Raw genomic sequence first — 15,787 nt, 5'->3', positions numbered from 1 at the left:
TCTGCCGTCAGACGCGCTCGATGATGATGGCCGGCGCCATGCCGCCGGCGGCGCACATCGTCACCAGGCCTCGCTTGAGATCCCGTCGTTCCAGTTCGTCCAGCACCGTTCCGATCAGGATCGATCCGGTGGCACCGATGGGGTGACCGAGCGCGATCGAGCCGCCATTGACGTTGACCTTGTCGCGGTCGAGCTTGAGATCGCGCATGAATTTTTCGGAGACGACCGCAAAAGCCTCGTTGATCTCGAACAGGTCGATATCATCGATCGTGAGGCCGGCCTTGGCCAGCACCTTGCGGGCCGCCGGCACCGGCGCGTTCAGCATCAATGTCGGCGAATCCCCCATATTCGCCATCGCGACGACGCGGGCCCGCGGCTTCAGGCCATGGGCCTTTGCGTAGCTGGGCGACGCCAGCAGAACGGCCGCCGAGCCGTCGACCACGCCGGAAGAATTGCCGGCGTGGTGCACGAAGTTGATGTCGAGATCGGGATACTTGTCCAAAATCAGTTTGCGGTAGGTGGTGCCCTTGTCGTCAAGCGCATAGTCCGCAATAGCCGGAAACGCCGGCTTCAATCCGGCAAGCCCTTCGCGCGTCGTCTGCGGACGCGGATATTCCTCGCGGTCGAGCGCGAGGCTGCCGTCCTCGCGATAGACCGGCACGAGGCTCTTGTCGAAATGGCCGCCCTTGATGGCCGCCGCGGCGCGCTTCTGGCTCTCGAGGCCGAGATCATCGACGTCCTGCCGCGTGATCCCTTCCAGCGTCGCAACCGCGTCGGCGCAGACGCCCTGATGCGATTGCGGATGCCGGGCACGCAGGCGGAGATTGCCGTTGTCCATCATGAACGGCCCCTCGCCGCGACGTCCCTCCATCGACATCATCTCGGTGCCGCCGGCGATCACCAGATCTTCCGAACCCGCCATGATGGCGTTGGCCGCCATATTGACGCTGGTAATGCCCGAACCGCAGAACCGGTCCAGCGTCACGCCGCTGGCGCGCACGTCATATCCGGCATCGAGCGCAGACATCCGGCCGAGATCGCCGCTCTGCTGGCCGCGCTGCGAGCTGGTGCCCCAGATGATGTCGTCGACATCGGCGGTATTGATGCCGGCGCGGTCGGCCAGCGCGCGCAAAACCGTCGCGCCAAGCTGCTGAGGATGAATACCCGACAAGGCGCCCTTGCCGGCCTTGCCGACGCCCCGCGGCGTCCTGCATGCGTCGATGATCAGCGCGTCAACCATGGTCTTTTCCTCGCGTGAATTCGTTGACCACATTTGGCCGATCGGGCACCAAAGTCAATTCATCCGACCCTACACCGGGGGCCGCACGCTCTTCGATTGCGGCCGCCGATATTCGCATCCGGGGCGCCATCCTTGACGATCAATTTCGTTTATGCGCAGCTATCCAAAACAACAACATGTCCCCTGGGAGGAGATATGGTCGCGGTGCTGCGGGCGCTTGCCGGTTCCGGCTTTTTGATTGCATCGGTGGTTCTGGCGCAGGCCGCCGAGCCCATTCGTTTAAGGGTCGCAGACTCCTTTCCGAAAGGTCATTACCTCGTCAAGCTTGTCCTCGAGCCCTGGATGGAGGAGGTCAAGAAGCGCACCAACAACGCCGTCGCGTTCGATCACTACCCGGCGCAGCAGCTCGGCAAGGCCGCCGATATGCTGAAGCTCACGCAGACCGGCGTCGCCGACATCGGCTACGTCGCTCCGGGCTACACATCGGACAAGATGCCCGTCTCAGAGGTAGCCATGCTTCCGGGGGCTTTCGAACATTCCTGCCAGGGCACCCTCGCCTACTGGAAGCTGGCGCGGAACGGCGTCATCGCACAGCAGGATTATACCCCCAACAACATCCGCCTGCTGCTGGCCGTGAGCCTGCCGCAATATCGCATTTTCACCGTCAAGCAGCCGGTCAAGGACGTCAGCGACGTCACCGGGTTGAAGTTGCGTTCCACCGGCGGCGCACAGGACCTCACCCTGCGCGCGATCGGAGCAGTTCCGGTGCGCATGGCCGCACCCGACGCCTATGAATCGCTTTCGCGCGGCACCATGGATGGCCTGCTGTTCCCGCTCGAAAGCGTCGTCGCCTACGGCGCCGACAAGCTGGTCAAATATTCCACCGACGGCCTCGGCTTCGGCAGCTTCATCGTCTCGTATTCGATCAGCGACAACGTTTGGAAGAAGCTCTCGCCCGACATCCAGAAGGCGATGACCGATGTCGCCGAAGAGATGCTCCCCGCCGTGTGTCAGCAGGTCCAAAAGGCAGATAACGAGACCAAGAAATCGCTCGAAACCGCCGGCATTCGTTTCGAGACCCTACGACCCGAGGTCAACGCGAAGTTCAAGGACTTGATGAAGGGCGTCGCCAAGGCGTGGGCGGAGGGCCTGGACGGACGCGGCAAGCGGGGCAGCGATGCCCTCAAGGAGTTCGACGCCGCGGTGGCGGCCATCCCCGCCCAATAAACGCAAGATGCCGAACAGCAGCGGCCGGCAAAATCGATACTCTGGGGAGATAAATTTTGCTCGACGGAATATTACGGGCGGTCGGCAAGGTAGAAAAAATCGCCTCGACCATCGCCGCCGGATTCATGTTCGCCATCATGATGATCGTGTTCGGCGACGTCATCATGCGTTACGTTTTCAATCGGCCGTTCTCCTGGGCCTACGACCTGATCTCGATCTACCTGATGGCGGGCGTATTCTTCCTGGTGCTTTCGGAAGCCTATACCGGCCGCGCCCATGTCAGCGTCGATATCCTGCAGCAGAAATTTCCGCCGTCCATGATCCGCCTGTCGGAAATCGTCACCTGCATCGTCGGTATCATCGTGTTCTCGCTGATTGCCTACCTCGGCTTCCTGCGCGCGGTCGACAGCTTCCAATCGGCTGACGTCATGGCCGGCGCAATACCGTGGCCGATGTGGCCCTCGATCGGGCTGGTGCCGTTGGGATCCGGCTTGATCACGATACGCCTTGCGCTGCATCTGATTGCGCACGTGCTTTCGCTCGTCACCGGGCGGACATTCATCGGCCTGCCTGCATCGCACGCCGCCGGAGAGACTTTCGAATGATTCTCACGCTGGCGATGATCGTGCTGTTCGTGCTGCTCGCGATCGGCACCCCCGTGGGCTTTGCGATGGCGGGCTCGGGCGTGCTCGGGCTATATCTGGTCGGCGGCATGCCGATGCTGAGCGGCATCCTGCAAACGGCGCCGCTGTCCGCAGTGACATCCTACGAACTGATCACCATTCCGATGTTCCTGCTGATGGCCGAGTTCGTACTGGTCAGCGGCATCGCGGACGATTTGTTCAAAGCGACCGCCGCGTGGGTGGGCCGCATACCCGGCGGCCTTGGTATGGCGACTGCGCTGGCTGGCGCCGGCTTCGGCGCGATCTGCGGCACCAGCACCGCCTCGGCCGCAACCCTGTCGGCCACCAGCCTGCCCGCGATGCTGAAGCAGGGCTATGAGCCGAAAATGGCCGCCGGCGTGGTCGCAATTTCAGGCACGCTGGCGATGCTGATCCCGCCATCGGTCGCTCTCGTCATTTATGGTCTGCTGGCAGAGGTGAATATCGGCGCGCTGTTGATCGGCGGCGTCATCCCCGGCATCCTCGTGACCATCACCATCATGGCGACCGTCTGGTTTCTCGCCTGGCAGGATCCGTCGCGCGCACCATCGGCGCCGCCCGTCTCACTGATCGAAAAATTCCGGATGCTGCGGGTGGTGGGGCCCATGCTGCTGCTGTTCGGCATGGTAACCGGGGTGATCTACACCGGTGTCGCTACACCGACCGAAGCATCGGCGCTGGGCGCCTTCGGCGCCTTTGCCCTCGCTTTCTGGAAGGGCAAGATCAATTGGCAGTCGTTACGCAGCGCGCTGCTGCGCTCGGCCCACGGCACCTGCATGATTGCGATGATCTTGTTCGGCGCCTCGATCTTCGGCTATTTCTTCACGCTGACGCAGGTGACGCAAAACCTGGTGGCCTGGGTGGGCAGCCTGCCGGTACCGCCCTGGGTGGTCCTGACGATCATCCTGTTCGGCTACATCGTGCTCGGCTCCTTCATGGACCAGATCGCCATTCTGGTGCTCACGGTTCCGATCGTGCTGCCCCTGATCAAGTCTCTCGGCTACGATCCGCTGTGGTTCGGCGTCATCAAGATCGTCACCGCCGAGGTCGGCATGATCACGCCGCCCGTCGGATTGAACTGCTTCGTCGTGGCCCGTTATTCGGGACGGCCGGTGGCGGAAGTGTTCCACGGCGTCTTTCCGCATTTTTTGGCTCATCTGATCGCCATTGCCATCCTCGTCATCTGGCCGCAGATCATTCTGTGGCTGCCGATCAAGATGGGATACTGAAACAACAACAAGCAGGGGAGGAAAACCTCATGATCGCAGCTCTCGACAGGCGGACCATTGTCGCATCGGTGATGCTCGCAGCTATAACAGGCCCTGCCGCAGCGCAGGAAAAGATCACGCTGCGTCTCGCCGAAAGCCTTCCGGCCGGCCACGTGATCCATGAACTCGTGGCCAAGCCGTTCATGGAATTGGTCACGAAGGGCACCAACGGACAGGTGACGTTCCAGCACTATCCGGCCGAGCAGCTTGGCAAGGCCAAGGATATGGCGCAGCTCACCGTCGCCGGCGTCGCCGATGTCTCCTACATCGTTCCATCCTACTCATCGGAAAAATATCCGCTGACGGCGGTTGCCGAACTGCCGGGCGTCTTCGATACCGAATGTCAGGGATCGCTCGCCTTCTACAAGATCTCGCACAATGGCGGGATACTGGAGACCAGGGAATTCGGGCCCAACCAGTTGCGGCCGCTCGTGACCATCGCGCTGCCCGCCTATCAAATCCAGCTCGCCACCAGCCGCGAGGTCAAGACCGCAAAGGATCTTGAGGGTCTGAAGATCCGCACTACCGGCGGCGCCATGGATCTCATGATGCGCTCGATCGGCGGCGTTCCCGTCCGCATGGCCGCCCCTGAGATCTATGAATCGCTGACCCGCGGCACGCTCGACGGCCTGATCTTCTCGTACCAGAGTTCGGTGTCTTACGATTTCGGCAAGATCCTGAAATCGGGCACCGAAGGGCTGAACTTCGGAACCGCCATCTTCACCTATTCGATCGGCGAGGCGAAATTCAAATCCCTGCCGGAGAACGTTCGCAAGGTGCTGGTCGCAGCAGGCGAGCAGACCACGCGCGAGGGCTGCAAGCGCTTCGAGGACGGCGAGAAGGCCGCGACCGAAAAGATCAAGTCGCAAGGCATGAAAGTGATCAACTTCGGCGCCGACGACAAGAAGGTCTTCGACACCGCGTTCAAGTCCGTCGCGGAAGATTGGGTCAAGGACATCAACAAGCGCGGCAAACCCGGCACCGAGGTGTTCAAGGCCTTTACCGAGGCCTTGGCCGCAAGCCATTGACCGGGCATTCTCACAGGGAAGCCAACGCTGCGGCGCCGGAGGGACCTCTCGCCGGCGTCAAGGTCATCGATCTGACCAGCGTGATGATGGGTCCCTACGCGACCATGATCCTCGGCGACTATGGCGCCGACGTCATCAAGGTCGAAAGCCCCGATGGCGACGTGATGCGCTACGCTGCGCCGATGCGGCATCCCAGGATGGGTGCGATGTACCTGCAGGGTAATCGCAACAAGCGCTCCATCGCGCTCGACCTGAAAAAGGCCGGTGGCCGGGCGGCGCTGCTGCGGCTCGCGGCGAGCGCGGACGTCTTCGTTCATAATGTGAGGCCGGCCGCAATGGCCCGGCCGAAGCTCGGCGCCGACGATCTGCTCGCCGTCAATCCGCGGCTGGTCTATGCCAGCCTGCATGGTTTTGGCGAACAAGGCCCCTACGCCGGCCGGCCGGCATATGACGATCTGATCCAGGGTTTGACGGCGCTGCCCGCACTGACCGGAAAGATTACCGGCGAGCCCCGCTATTCGCCGGCCACGATGGCCGACCGCATCGTCGGGCTGAATGCCACGCACGCGATCCTGGCGGCGCTGTTTCACCGCGAACGTACCGGCGAAGGGCAAGCCATCGAAATTCCGATGTTCGAAACCATGGCCCAGTTCGTGCTGGGTGATCACATGGCCGGCCGCAGCTTTGAGCCGCCGATCGGGCCACCGGGCTATTCGCGATTGCTGTCACCAGACCGTCGGCCCTATCAGACCAGCGACGGCTATGTCTGCGCGCTGGTCTACTCGGACAAGCAGTGGAGCGCGTTCTTTCGCCTGATCGGGCTCGAAAACGCAGCCGACCGCGATCCCCGCCTGAACAGCATCACCGCAAGGACCCGGAACTACGACTTCGTCTATGAGTGGTTTTCGAAGGTCATGAAGACCCGCACGACCGCCGAATGGCTGCAGTTCTTCAATGAGGCCGACATCCCTCATGCGCCGTTGCACGATCTCGATGGCCTGATCGACGATCCGCATCTTGCAGCCGTCGGATTGATCCGCTCGATCGCGCATCCGTCCGAGGGTATGCTACGTGTCGCCGGCCCTGCCGCGACCTGGAGCAAGACCCCTCCCTCGGTCCGAACCCATCCGCCGCGTCTCGGCGAACATGGCGAGGAGATCCTGCGCGAGGCGGGGTTCACGGATGAGGAAATCGCGGCGCTTGAAGTCGAGGGCGCGCTGATCGAACCGGCCAACACCGATCACAACCCGTCCGTTTGAGGAGCGCGCCCGCGGCGCGCCTATCGCCCCCGCAACGCCAGGATTTTCTCCGCGGCGCGCAGATGCGGCTTGTCGATCATCTTGCCGTCGATCTTCACCACACCTGAAGTCGGGTTGTCGTTGAAAGCCTTGACCACCTTCTCCGACCAGGCGACTTCCTCGTCCGTCGGCAAGAAGGCGGCGTTGACGACGTCGACATGCTTGGGATGGATGACGGCCTTGGCAAGAAATCCGTCCTGGCGCGCGGCGATGGATTCCTCGCGCAGCGCCTCGAGGTCGTTGATGTCGGTGGCAATGGTATCGATGGCAACGACGCCGGCGGCAGCAGCACTGATCAGGCAGAGGTCGCGCGCCAGGAGAAACGGCCCATGATAGCGGCCGCCGGTCCGGTTCCGCGACGCGCCGAGCGAGGCCGCGAGATCCTCGGCGCCCCACATCATGCCCCACAGCCGCGGGCTCATGTTCTCGAAATCAAGCAGCTTGAGCACCGCCCTCGCCGTCTCCGTGGCCACGGTGACGATCCGCGTCGTGCCCTGCTCGATGCCGGCGGCGGCCTCGAAGGCATCGAGATACAGCGATAGGCGATTGACGTCGGCGGCGCCGGCGCATTTCGGCAGCACGATGCCGTCAGGCCGGCCCGGCATGACGGCGGCGAGATCGCCAAGCGTCAGGCCGGTATCGAGCGCGTTGACGCGAATATAGGCCTTCTGTCCCGGATTGCGCGCATCGAGCATCTCGCGCACGGTTTTTCGCGCGCCGACCTTCTCGTCCGGCGCAATGGAATCCTCGAGGTCGAGGATCAGCGCATCGGCCGCGGTCTTCTTGGCGCTCTCGAACTTGCGCAGGCTGTCGCCTGGGACGAACAGGAACGATCGCATCTGCCTTATGCCTTCGGCTTGCAATGCATCAGGCCGGTCCGGCGGCAGATTGCCACCACCTCTCCGCGCTGATTGGTCATGGTGTGCTCAAACTCCACAATACCCTGGTTCGGCCGCGACTTGCTCTCCCGCTTGGAGATGATCTTGGTGTGGGCTCTGAGCGTATCGCCGTGGAAGACCGGCTTCGGGAATTTCACGTCAGTCATGCCGAGGTTGCCGATCGTGGTGCCGAGTGTCGTATCATAGACGCTCATGCCGATCATGATGCCGAGCGTGTAGAGGCTGTTGAACAGCCGCTGGCCGAATTCGGTATTTTCCGAAAAGTGCGCATCGATGTGCAGCGGCTGCGGGTTCATGGTCAGCAGGCTGAACATGGTGTTGTCCATCTCCGTGACGGTCCTTGAGAATTCGTGATGGAATTCCCGCCCGACCTCGAACTCCTCGAAATACAATCCCGCCATCAGCGTCCCCTGTAGTTGGGCGTTCGCTTCTCGACGAACGCATTCAAGCCTTCCTGACAATCCTCCGTCGTGGCGACGAGCGCAAAGCTCTCGGCCGCGTTCTCGACCGAGCGGCGGAAATCGGCGTCGACCGCCCGCATGAAGGCATCGCGCCCGATCTTCATGACGATCGGCGACTTGGCGGCGAGCTTGCGCGCAATCTCCCGCGCCCGCTCAAGCGCCGTCCCCTTCGGCACGACTTCACTGAGCAGCCCCATGCGAAAGGCCGTCGCGGCATCGAACGGCTCGCCCAGGAACAGCGGACCGAAGGCCTGGTGCTTGCCGACCAGCCGCGGCAACTGCACGAAGTGAATCGCCGGGATCAGGCCGACATCGATCTCGGGATAGCCGAAGGTGCAGGCATCGCCTGCGATAATCATGTCGCAGGAAATTGCGATCGTCATGCCGCCGGCGCGCACCGCGCCATCGAGCGCGGCAATCGTCGGCTTGCCCATGCGGTACTGGGTATCGTTGAGCGCGAAATACAGCCGTTCGAGGAATTTCTTGGTCTCAATGCCCGGCTTGCCACGAACAATGTCGAGATCGAGTCCCGCACAAAACACCTTGTGGGCGCTGCCGACGATGACGGCGCGCACCGCCTCGTCGTCCCTCGCCTTCGCCAGCGCCGACAGCAGCGCGTCGATCAGGTCCATGCTGAGCGCATTGACCGGCGGGCGATCGAGCATGATCTCGGCAATATTTTCCGAAACGGAATAACGAACGAGGTCGGTGCTCATGCCTTGCCTCCGCTGGTCTTCTTGCCTCCGCCGGCGTTGCGCACGGCGCCGGCCTTGACGAGTTCGTCGATGGCGGATTGCTCAAAACCCGCTTCGCGCAGCACCTCGACGCTGTCCTCGCCTATATCAGGCGCGGGGCATAAGTCATCCTCCGAAAGGCTGGCAATGCCGGGTGTGCGTGGTGAATAAACCGGCCCAACGCCCGGCGTGTCCTGGCATACCGCGGCGCGCGTCGCCTCGACATGGGCGTTGCGCAGCCATTCGCCGGGATCGAGTATCCGCTCGGCAATGAGATCGGCGGCGTGCAGCCGGGTAAGCCATGCATCGGTCGGCTGCGTCAGAAATACTTCCCGCAACTGCGGGATCAGCACGTCGACGGCGTCAGGGCGCCGCGCAAAATCGGCAAACCGCGGATCGCTTGCGAGGTCCTCGCGGCCGATCGCCGCGCACAGCCGCTTGTATTGCGGCTCGTTCACCAGCGTGACCATCATCCAGCCGTCGGCGGTCTGATATGAACCGGCGGGAACGTTGAGTGCGCGCGGCGTACCGCCCTCCAGAATGTGTTCAGCGACCTTGTGGCCCAGCAACGCGGATGTCGATTGGCACAGATTGACGTCGATCCAACGCCCCGTGCCGACGGTGGCGCGCGCGAACAGCGTCGTCGCGATGGCCTGGAAGGCATAGACACCGGTGACGACGTCGGAGATCGTGGTGCCGGCCCGGTGCGGGGTGCCGTCATTGCCGACATTGATCGATACGAAGCCGGAGAAGGCTTGCGCCACGGAATCGGAGCCTGGCCGCTTCGAATACGGACCGCTCTGCCCGAATGCGCTGACCGAGAGATAGATCAGGCCGGGATTGTCGCGCGATAATTCCTCGTAACCGATCCCGAGTCGCGCGGCGACGCCCGGTCGAAACCCTTCGATCAGAACGTCGCAGTCCTTCGCCAGCCCTTGCGCGACGGCGATGCCGTCCTTGTGCTTCATGTCGAGGCAGAGACTGCGTTTGCCGCGGTTATAGACCGCCGAAAGCGTGGTGTGGCTTCCATAGGTCGTACCGAGGAAGCGCGACCAATCGCCCTCGGGCGGCTCGATCTTGATGACGTCGGCGCCGTAGACGCCCAGCAGCATCGCGCAATACGGCGAAGCGATGCCCTGCCCGAAATCGAGCACGCGCAAACCGCGATACGGCGCCTCATGCGTCGGCGCCAGCTTACGATCGATGGCCATTTCTTCTCCCGTATCGGGTGAAAGCTACAGCGCGAGACAGCGCTGACGAATGTTTTCGTTGGCTTTCAGCTCTTCGATCCCGAATGTGTACACAAAGAAAAGGGGGTGACGTCAAGACAAAGATGAATTATGAGTCAGAATTCATAAATTCGTAAAGGGTAAGGACATCAGCCCTTTTGAGCGCCGCGCAATCCTTCCGGCAAAATCCTCAAGCGCGTGCTGCGCGCGCCGAACTGGAATTTTGACGCATGACGCAATCATCGCAGGCCGCTTCGGGCAAGGTGACCAAGCTCAACCGTGTCGAGCGCAATGCCTGGACCAAGCGCAGGATATTCGACGCCGCCACCAAGATCGTCGGCAAGTACGGATACGCCGAGGCGTCGGTTGCCCGCATTACCGAGCAGGCCGGCGTCGCGCAGGGCACGTTCTACAATCACTTCGAGAACCGCCAGGAGTTGCTTGATCAATTGCTGCCGAAGATCGGCATCGACATGGTCCACTTCATCCGCGACTGCACCGGAACGGCGGACGCAGCACGACAGGAGATCGAGCGCTTCAGCGCCTTCTTCGAATTCATTCGCGAGGTGCCGGAGTTCCTGCGCATCCTCAACGAAGCCGAGTTCTTTGCGCCAATCGGCTACCAGAAGCATCTCGACAACATCTCGACCGCCTATGTGCGCATTCTCCGGCGCGCCCGCCTCGCCGGCGCGATCGTCGATTTCAGCGACGACGAGTTCGAAGCCATCGTTCACATGTTCATGGGCGCGCGAGGCTATCTCAGCCGGCGCTACTCCTACGCCGATGGCGCGGTCACCGCGGTCCCGGACCACGTCATCTCCGCCTACCAAAAGCTGGTCACGCGCGGCCTCTTCACTCCCGACAAAGGCAACGCGCCATGACCTCTGAAGGCGTCGTCCTCGTTACCGGCGGCAGCCGCGGCATTGGCGCCGCCACCGCCGCGCTTCTCGCCGGGCAAGGCCAAAAGGTCGTCATCGTCGATATCGCGCCGGAGCCGCTGGCGGGGGCGCAGGTGATCCTATGGCCCGCACCTTTCGATGTCGCGAGCGAAGCCGCCGTCGTCAGCGGCATCGCCGATATCGAGGCCGCGCATGGTCCGATCACGGGTCTCGTCAACGCCGCCGGGGTGTTCGGCAAGATGCACCGGATCGAACGCGTACGGATGGAGCAATGGGACCGCGAGGTCAATATCGACCTGCGCGGCACATTTCTGGTCGCCCGCAGCGTCGGCGTGAGGATGGCCGAGCGCCGCCGCGGCGCGATCGTCAACGTCGCTTCCGTCGCCGGCATGACCTCGGGCCCGATCCATGCCTACACCGCCGCGAAAGCCGGCGTCATCCAGATCACGCAGACGCTCGCCGCCGAATGGGGACGCCGTGGCGTGCGCGTTAACGCGGTCTCGCCCGGCTTCACCCGCACGGCGGCGCTGGAAGCCGGCATCGCCTCCGGCGCGCTGAACAGGAAATGGCTTGAAGGTCCGAGCGCGATGAACCGCCTGGTCGAGCCGATCGAGGTCGCGCAGGCCATCGCCTTCCTGCTTTCGCCGGCGAGCAGCGGCATCACCGGAATCAATCTTCCCGTCGATGCCGGCTACATCGCCGGCACCACCTGGGCCGCCTACGGCGGCCTGCCGAACGAACCAGGCGCGTAACCGAGGACATCAGCATGAACATCGAGTTGCCGCGCAAGCAACTGGACCTCTCATCGGCGATTGCCGAAGGCGACGTCCGCGTACTCCTGATGGTGCTGGTGCACATGACCGGCGACGAACGCTGGCTGGAGCCGCCCTACAAGCCGAAGCGCGACGTCCGCCTGATCCCGGATCCGGACGCCGGCGTCCCGCCGGAAATCCAGACCGAGATCCGCGATGCGGTGCTGAAGCTGTTCGCGCAGGGCGAGTCGAATCCCGTCATCACCAACCCCGGCGATGAATTGATGCTGAGGATGATGCGCGCGACGCTCGGCGAAAACGTCGCGCCGGAATATGCGCCGCTGATGCGCGAGGAAATGGGCTTCATCCCTCGCGAGGCGCGATGGACCAACCAGCCTTCAAACGAGAAGCTGGCGCAACAGCATGTGCTGATCGTCGGCGCCGGCGTGTGCGCCATTGCGCTCGGCGTAGCGCTGGGCCGGCTCGGCATCCCCTACACCATCGTCGAGAAGAACGCGGAGCTCGGCGGCACCTGGTATGTCAACCGCTATCCCGGTTGCGGCGTCGATACGCCGAACCATTCGTATTCGTTCTCGTTCGGCCGACGCAATCCATGGACGCGCTATTTCGCGCAGCGCCAGGAACTGCTCGACTATCTCAAGCAGGTCGCGCTCGAACACGACATTCGCCAGCATCTGCGCCTCAATAGCGAACTGACATCGTCGCGCTGGGACGAGAGCAAGCGGCGCTGGGTCTCGACGCTGAAGACCGTCAATGGCGAGCAGACATTCGAATCGACCATCCTGGTCAGCGCAATCGGCCAGCTTAACGACCCCCATCCCGCGCATTTCAAGGACGAGGAAGAATTCAAGGGCCGGATGCTGCACTCCGCGCTGTGGTCGGACGACATCAATCTCGATGGCAAGCATGTTGCCGTGATCGGCACCGGCGCCACCGCCATGCAACTGGTGCCGTCGATCGCCGACCGCGTGGCCTCGGTCACCGTCTATCAGCGCACTGCGCAATGGGCCCGTCCGGTCGCGGGCTACTCCGATCCGATCACAGAAGGCGCACAGTGGCTGCTCGCGCATCTGCCGTTCTATGTGCAGTGGTACCGCTTCAACATGTTCTGGCGTTACGGCGACGGCCTGCTGCCGTTCCTGCGCAAGGATCCCGCCTGGCCGCATCCCGAGCGCGCCGTCAACAAGGGCAACGACCGCCACCGCGAGGAACTGACCAATTTCATCCTGTCCGAACTGAAGGACCGCCCGGACCTGATCGAGAAATGCGTGCCGACCTATCCGCCCTATGGCAAGCGCATCCTGCTCGACAACAACTGGTTCAAGACGCTGACCAGGCCGAACGTCGAACTCGTCACCGACAACATCGACCGCTTCACACAGGACGGCATCGTCGCTGCCGACGGCAAGCTGCGGCCCGCTGATATCATCGTCATCTCGACCGGCTTCAAGGTCACGGAAATGGCCGCCCGCCTCAACATCACCGGGCGCGGCGGAAAAAATCTGAAGACGGCATGGGCAAACGACAACCCGACCGCCTATCTCGGCCTGACCGTGCCTGATTTCCCCAATCTCTTCGTGATGCTTGGTCCCAATACAGGTCCCGCGCATGGCGGCAGCGTGATCTTCCAGTCGGAATGTCAAAGCCGCTACATCTCGTCCTGTCTCGTCGAGATGATCGAGCGCGACATCGCTGCGATCGATGTGCGCCCCGAGGCGCATGATCACTACATCGAGAAAGTGGATGCCGAGCATGAGCAGTTGATCTGGACTCATCAGGGCATGACGACCTACTACCGCAACAGTCAGGGTCGCGTGTTCTCGGCGATGCCCTGGCGGTTCGTGGATTACTGGGCATTGACCCACGATCCCGACCTACGCGACTACCGCCAAACGATGCGATGAAATTGTTCCCGGGGAACTCCTCGCGCGACGTGACCTTAGGATGACTTGACAGCGGCCAACATCTGCCGCAGCATTTCGGACGTTGCACCTGTTGGAGTCATGGAGCGGTGAGCTCCCCGCTTCGCAGGAATTGGCGCCCCGGTTTGATGATCGAGACGACACGCAGCGAGAGCGGACGCGAAGTCCGTTGGCAAACTCTTGGAGAGGAGCATGACGCCGCCGGGTTGTCCGGTGACCTTGCTCAGCGCAAGGTCCAAGTGCGGTTGAGGTCACGAGCAGCTGCCAGCCTCATCGCGCCTTCAAAAATTCGAACATATCTGCAGGACCGGAGCGCAAAGGCCACGTGCTCCAGGATCCTGAGCCCCTACTGGTGTGTACCAGAAATCCTTCGCCTATAACGAAGATGTCGGGCCCCGCGATGCTCTGATGCACCGGGGCCCATTCGTTTTTGTGCCTCAAACTGTATCTCATGGTTCCCAGCTCTGTTCGGATCGCAGATAATGATCCGATCGAACAGGGACACGCCATGGATAGACCGTGCGTACGAATCTACACCGACTACAAGAGCCCCTACGCGTTTGTCGCGAACAAGCGCCTGTTCGAGCTCGAGGAAGCTTGCGGCGTCGAACTCGAATGGCTGCCCTACACGCTGCGCATTCCCGAATTCATGGGAACGGTCGAGGAGCGCACGCCGCATTTCTGGCGCAAGGTTCGCTACTCCTACATGGACGCGCGCCGCCATGCCAATGCGCAAGGCCTTGTCATGAAAGGCCCGCGGCGCATCTATGACGCCTTCTATGCCAGCGCCGGCATGCTGTTCGCCCTACGTAACGGCCTGTTCCGTCCCTACCATGACACGGTGTTCCGACGCTTCTGGAGTCACGATCTCGAAATCGACGAGCTGTCCGCCATCTCAGGCGTGATCGCGTCACTTGGTGGCTCGGCGGAAGAATTCGAAGCCTACGTCCGCGGCCCGGCACGGTCGGAGCATGACCGCATCATCGATGAGGCGGAAGAGCTCGGCGTGTTCGGCGTGCCCAGCATGGTCTTCAACGGCGAATTGTTCTGGGGCGGCGATCGCATCGACATGCTGATCGAGCGCATCAGGAGTCCGGAATCGATTGCGACGGCGCTGGGCAGCCGCCACAGGAAATGAGCCGTGCCTGGCTAACCGCTGGAGCACTGGTCCAACGGTGCATCCGAATTTCACCCGCCAGACCTGCAATAACGCTGGCGGGCCCGCCTTGCGAGGCCACAAAATTTGTCGCTATCCTGCTCGCCAATGTACCGGCCTTGAAGCCGAATAATTCCACTTTGGGGTGAAACGCCATGAATCCTCCCGTCAGCGCGCCGGCCATCAAGGTCGTCAAATCCGTCCGCGAGCAGGTGAGCGCGGAGGAATGGGAGGCTCGGGTCAATCTCGCAGCGTGCTACCGCCTCACCTCGATCTACGGGATGACCGAGATGGTCGCCAATCACATCTCCTGCCGGGTGCCGGGAACGACGGACCAGTTCCTGATCAACCCGTACGGGATGCTCTATGAGGAAATCAACGCTTCCAGCCTGATCAAGGTCGACGTTAACGGCAACACGCTGTTCAACGCGTCCGACTATGACGTCAACGTTGCCGGCTTCGTCATTCACAGCGCCATCCACATGGCCAAGCACGACATGGATTGCGTGGCACATACACACACGCCGGCGGGCATGGCGGTCTCGGCGATGGAATGCGGGTTGTTGCCGCTGGCGCAGACCTCGATGCGGTTTCTTCACATCGCCTATCACGACTTCGAAGGCATCGCCGACAATGTCGACGAGCGCGAGCGGCTGGTGAGGGATCTCGGCGACCACGAAGCCATGATCCTTCGCAACCACGGCCTGCTTGTCGTCGGCCGCACCGTTCCGGCCGCGTTCAACGTCCTGTTCCGGCTCGAGCGCGCCTGCCAGGTGCAGGTGATGGCACTGTCCTGCAACACCCAGCTGATCTACCCGCCGAAACCCATTCTCGAAGACACCTATGAGCGGATGCAGCCGAAGCCGGGCCGCGGCGCGCGCAACGGCGACCTTGCCTGGCCGGCGCTGCTGCGCAAGCTCGACCGCACCGATCCGTCCTACCGCGACTGAAATTCGTCGCTTCGTGACGCGCACCGCCTCGCTCGAAGTGG

General features: G+C 62.5%; 15 protein-coding genes. 10 read left to right on the top strand and 5 right to left on the bottom strand.

All coding sequences use genetic code 11. The features are described 5' to 3' along the window. Positions 1-7: 7 nt before the first annotated feature. Positions 8-1,240 carry an acetyl-CoA C-acetyltransferase gene (locus V7E26_RS04220; protein WP_324413807.1) on the bottom strand — a complete coding sequence of 411 codons (1,233 nt, stop codon included), beginning with the start codon at positions 1,238-1,240 and terminating at the stop codon, positions 8-10. A gap of 33 nt (positions 1,241-1,273) precedes the next feature. Between V7E26_RS04220 and V7E26_RS04215 the strand changes: the two genes are divergently transcribed. From V7E26_RS04215 to V7E26_RS04195, 5 genes are read left to right on the top strand one after another with little or no spacing between them, the layout of a single operon-like run. After that, positions 1,274-2,467: a TRAP transporter substrate-binding protein gene (locus V7E26_RS04215; protein WP_324413805.1), complete on the top strand. Its 1,194-nt coding sequence runs from the start codon at positions 1,274-1,276 to the stop codon at positions 2,465-2,467. A gap of 56 nt (positions 2,468-2,523) precedes the next feature. Further along, positions 2,524-3,072 (top strand): TRAP transporter small permease, encoded by a 549-nt coding sequence (locus tag V7E26_RS04210; RefSeq protein WP_324413803.1) that lies wholly within the window; start codon positions 2,524-2,526, stop codon positions 3,070-3,072. Then, a complete protein-coding gene (locus tag V7E26_RS04205) occupies positions 3,069-4,358 on the top strand; it encodes a TRAP transporter large permease (protein ID WP_324413800.1) in 1,290 nt (429 codons plus the stop codon). The genes V7E26_RS04210 and V7E26_RS04205 overlap by 4 nt, the downstream gene beginning before the upstream one ends. Positions 4,359-4,387: 29 nt before the next feature. Then, positions 4,388-5,425: a TRAP transporter substrate-binding protein gene (locus V7E26_RS04200; RefSeq protein WP_324413798.1), complete on the top strand. Its 1,038-nt coding sequence runs from the start codon at positions 4,388-4,390 to the stop codon at positions 5,423-5,425. After that, complete coding sequence (locus V7E26_RS04195; protein WP_324413796.1) at positions 5,422-6,684, top strand: CaiB/BaiF CoA transferase family protein; 1,263 nt, start codon at positions 5,422-5,424, stop codon at positions 6,682-6,684. The genes V7E26_RS04200 and V7E26_RS04195 overlap by 4 nt, the downstream gene beginning before the upstream one ends. 20 nt (positions 6,685-6,704) lie before the next feature. Here V7E26_RS04195 and V7E26_RS04190 read toward each other — a convergent pair whose 3' ends face one another. The 4 genes from V7E26_RS04190 to V7E26_RS04175 are packed head-to-tail and all read right to left on the bottom strand — an operon-like array spanning position 6,705 to position 10,028. Beyond that, entirely contained in the window at positions 6,705-7,562 is an 858-nt protein-coding gene (locus tag V7E26_RS04190) for an HpcH/HpaI aldolase/citrate lyase family protein (RefSeq protein WP_324413794.1), read from the bottom strand. A gap of 5 nt (positions 7,563-7,567) precedes the next feature. Continuing rightward, positions 7,568-8,023 (bottom strand): MaoC family dehydratase, encoded by a 456-nt coding sequence (locus V7E26_RS04185; RefSeq protein ID WP_324413792.1) that lies wholly within the window; start codon positions 8,021-8,023, stop codon positions 7,568-7,570. Then, complete coding sequence (locus tag V7E26_RS04180) at positions 8,023-8,799, bottom strand: enoyl-CoA hydratase/isomerase family protein (protein WP_324413790.1); 777 nt, start codon at positions 8,797-8,799, stop codon at positions 8,023-8,025. The genes V7E26_RS04185 and V7E26_RS04180 overlap by 1 nt, the downstream gene beginning before the upstream one ends. Then, entirely contained in the window at positions 8,796-10,028 is a 1,233-nt protein-coding gene (locus tag V7E26_RS04175; RefSeq protein ID WP_324413788.1) for a CaiB/BaiF CoA transferase family protein, read from the bottom strand. Before V7E26_RS04175 ends, V7E26_RS04180 begins: the two co-directional genes overlap by 4 nt. Positions 10,029-10,276: 248 nt before the next feature. On the opposite strand from V7E26_RS04175, the gene V7E26_RS04170 reads away from it, so the two are divergent. The 5 genes from V7E26_RS04170 (at position 10,277) to V7E26_RS04150 (ending at position 15,746) form a co-directional block, all read left to right on the top strand. Beyond that, entirely contained in the window at positions 10,277-10,927 is a 651-nt protein-coding gene (locus V7E26_RS04170; RefSeq protein ID WP_324413786.1) for a TetR/AcrR family transcriptional regulator, read from the top strand. Then, positions 10,924-11,697 carry an SDR family NAD(P)-dependent oxidoreductase gene (locus V7E26_RS04165; protein ID WP_324413784.1) on the top strand — a complete coding sequence of 258 codons (774 nt, stop codon included), beginning with the start codon at positions 10,924-10,926 and terminating at the stop codon, positions 11,695-11,697. Before V7E26_RS04170 ends, V7E26_RS04165 begins: the two co-directional genes overlap by 4 nt. Before the next feature lie 14 nt (positions 11,698-11,711). Further along, positions 11,712-13,622: a flavin-containing monooxygenase gene (locus tag V7E26_RS04160; RefSeq protein WP_324413782.1), complete on the top strand. Its 1,911-nt coding sequence runs from the start codon at positions 11,712-11,714 to the stop codon at positions 13,620-13,622. 526 nt (positions 13,623-14,148) lie between these two features. After that, positions 14,149-14,778 carry a 2-hydroxychromene-2-carboxylate isomerase gene (locus V7E26_RS04155; protein WP_324413780.1) on the top strand — a complete coding sequence of 210 codons (630 nt, stop codon included), beginning with the start codon at positions 14,149-14,151 and terminating at the stop codon, positions 14,776-14,778. 173 nt (positions 14,779-14,951) lie between these two features. After that, positions 14,952-15,746 (top strand): class II aldolase/adducin family protein, encoded by a 795-nt coding sequence (locus tag V7E26_RS04150; protein WP_324413778.1) that lies wholly within the window; start codon positions 14,952-14,954, stop codon positions 15,744-15,746. Positions 15,747-15,787 lie beyond the last annotated feature (41 nt).

This window comes from Bradyrhizobium sp. (genome assembly GCF_036735945.1).
Classification (GTDB): domain Bacteria; phylum Pseudomonadota; class Alphaproteobacteria; order Rhizobiales; family Xanthobacteraceae; genus Bradyrhizobium.
The sequence above is the reverse complement of the archived record's forward strand: the minus strand, read 5'-3'. Positions and strand labels throughout refer to the sequence as shown.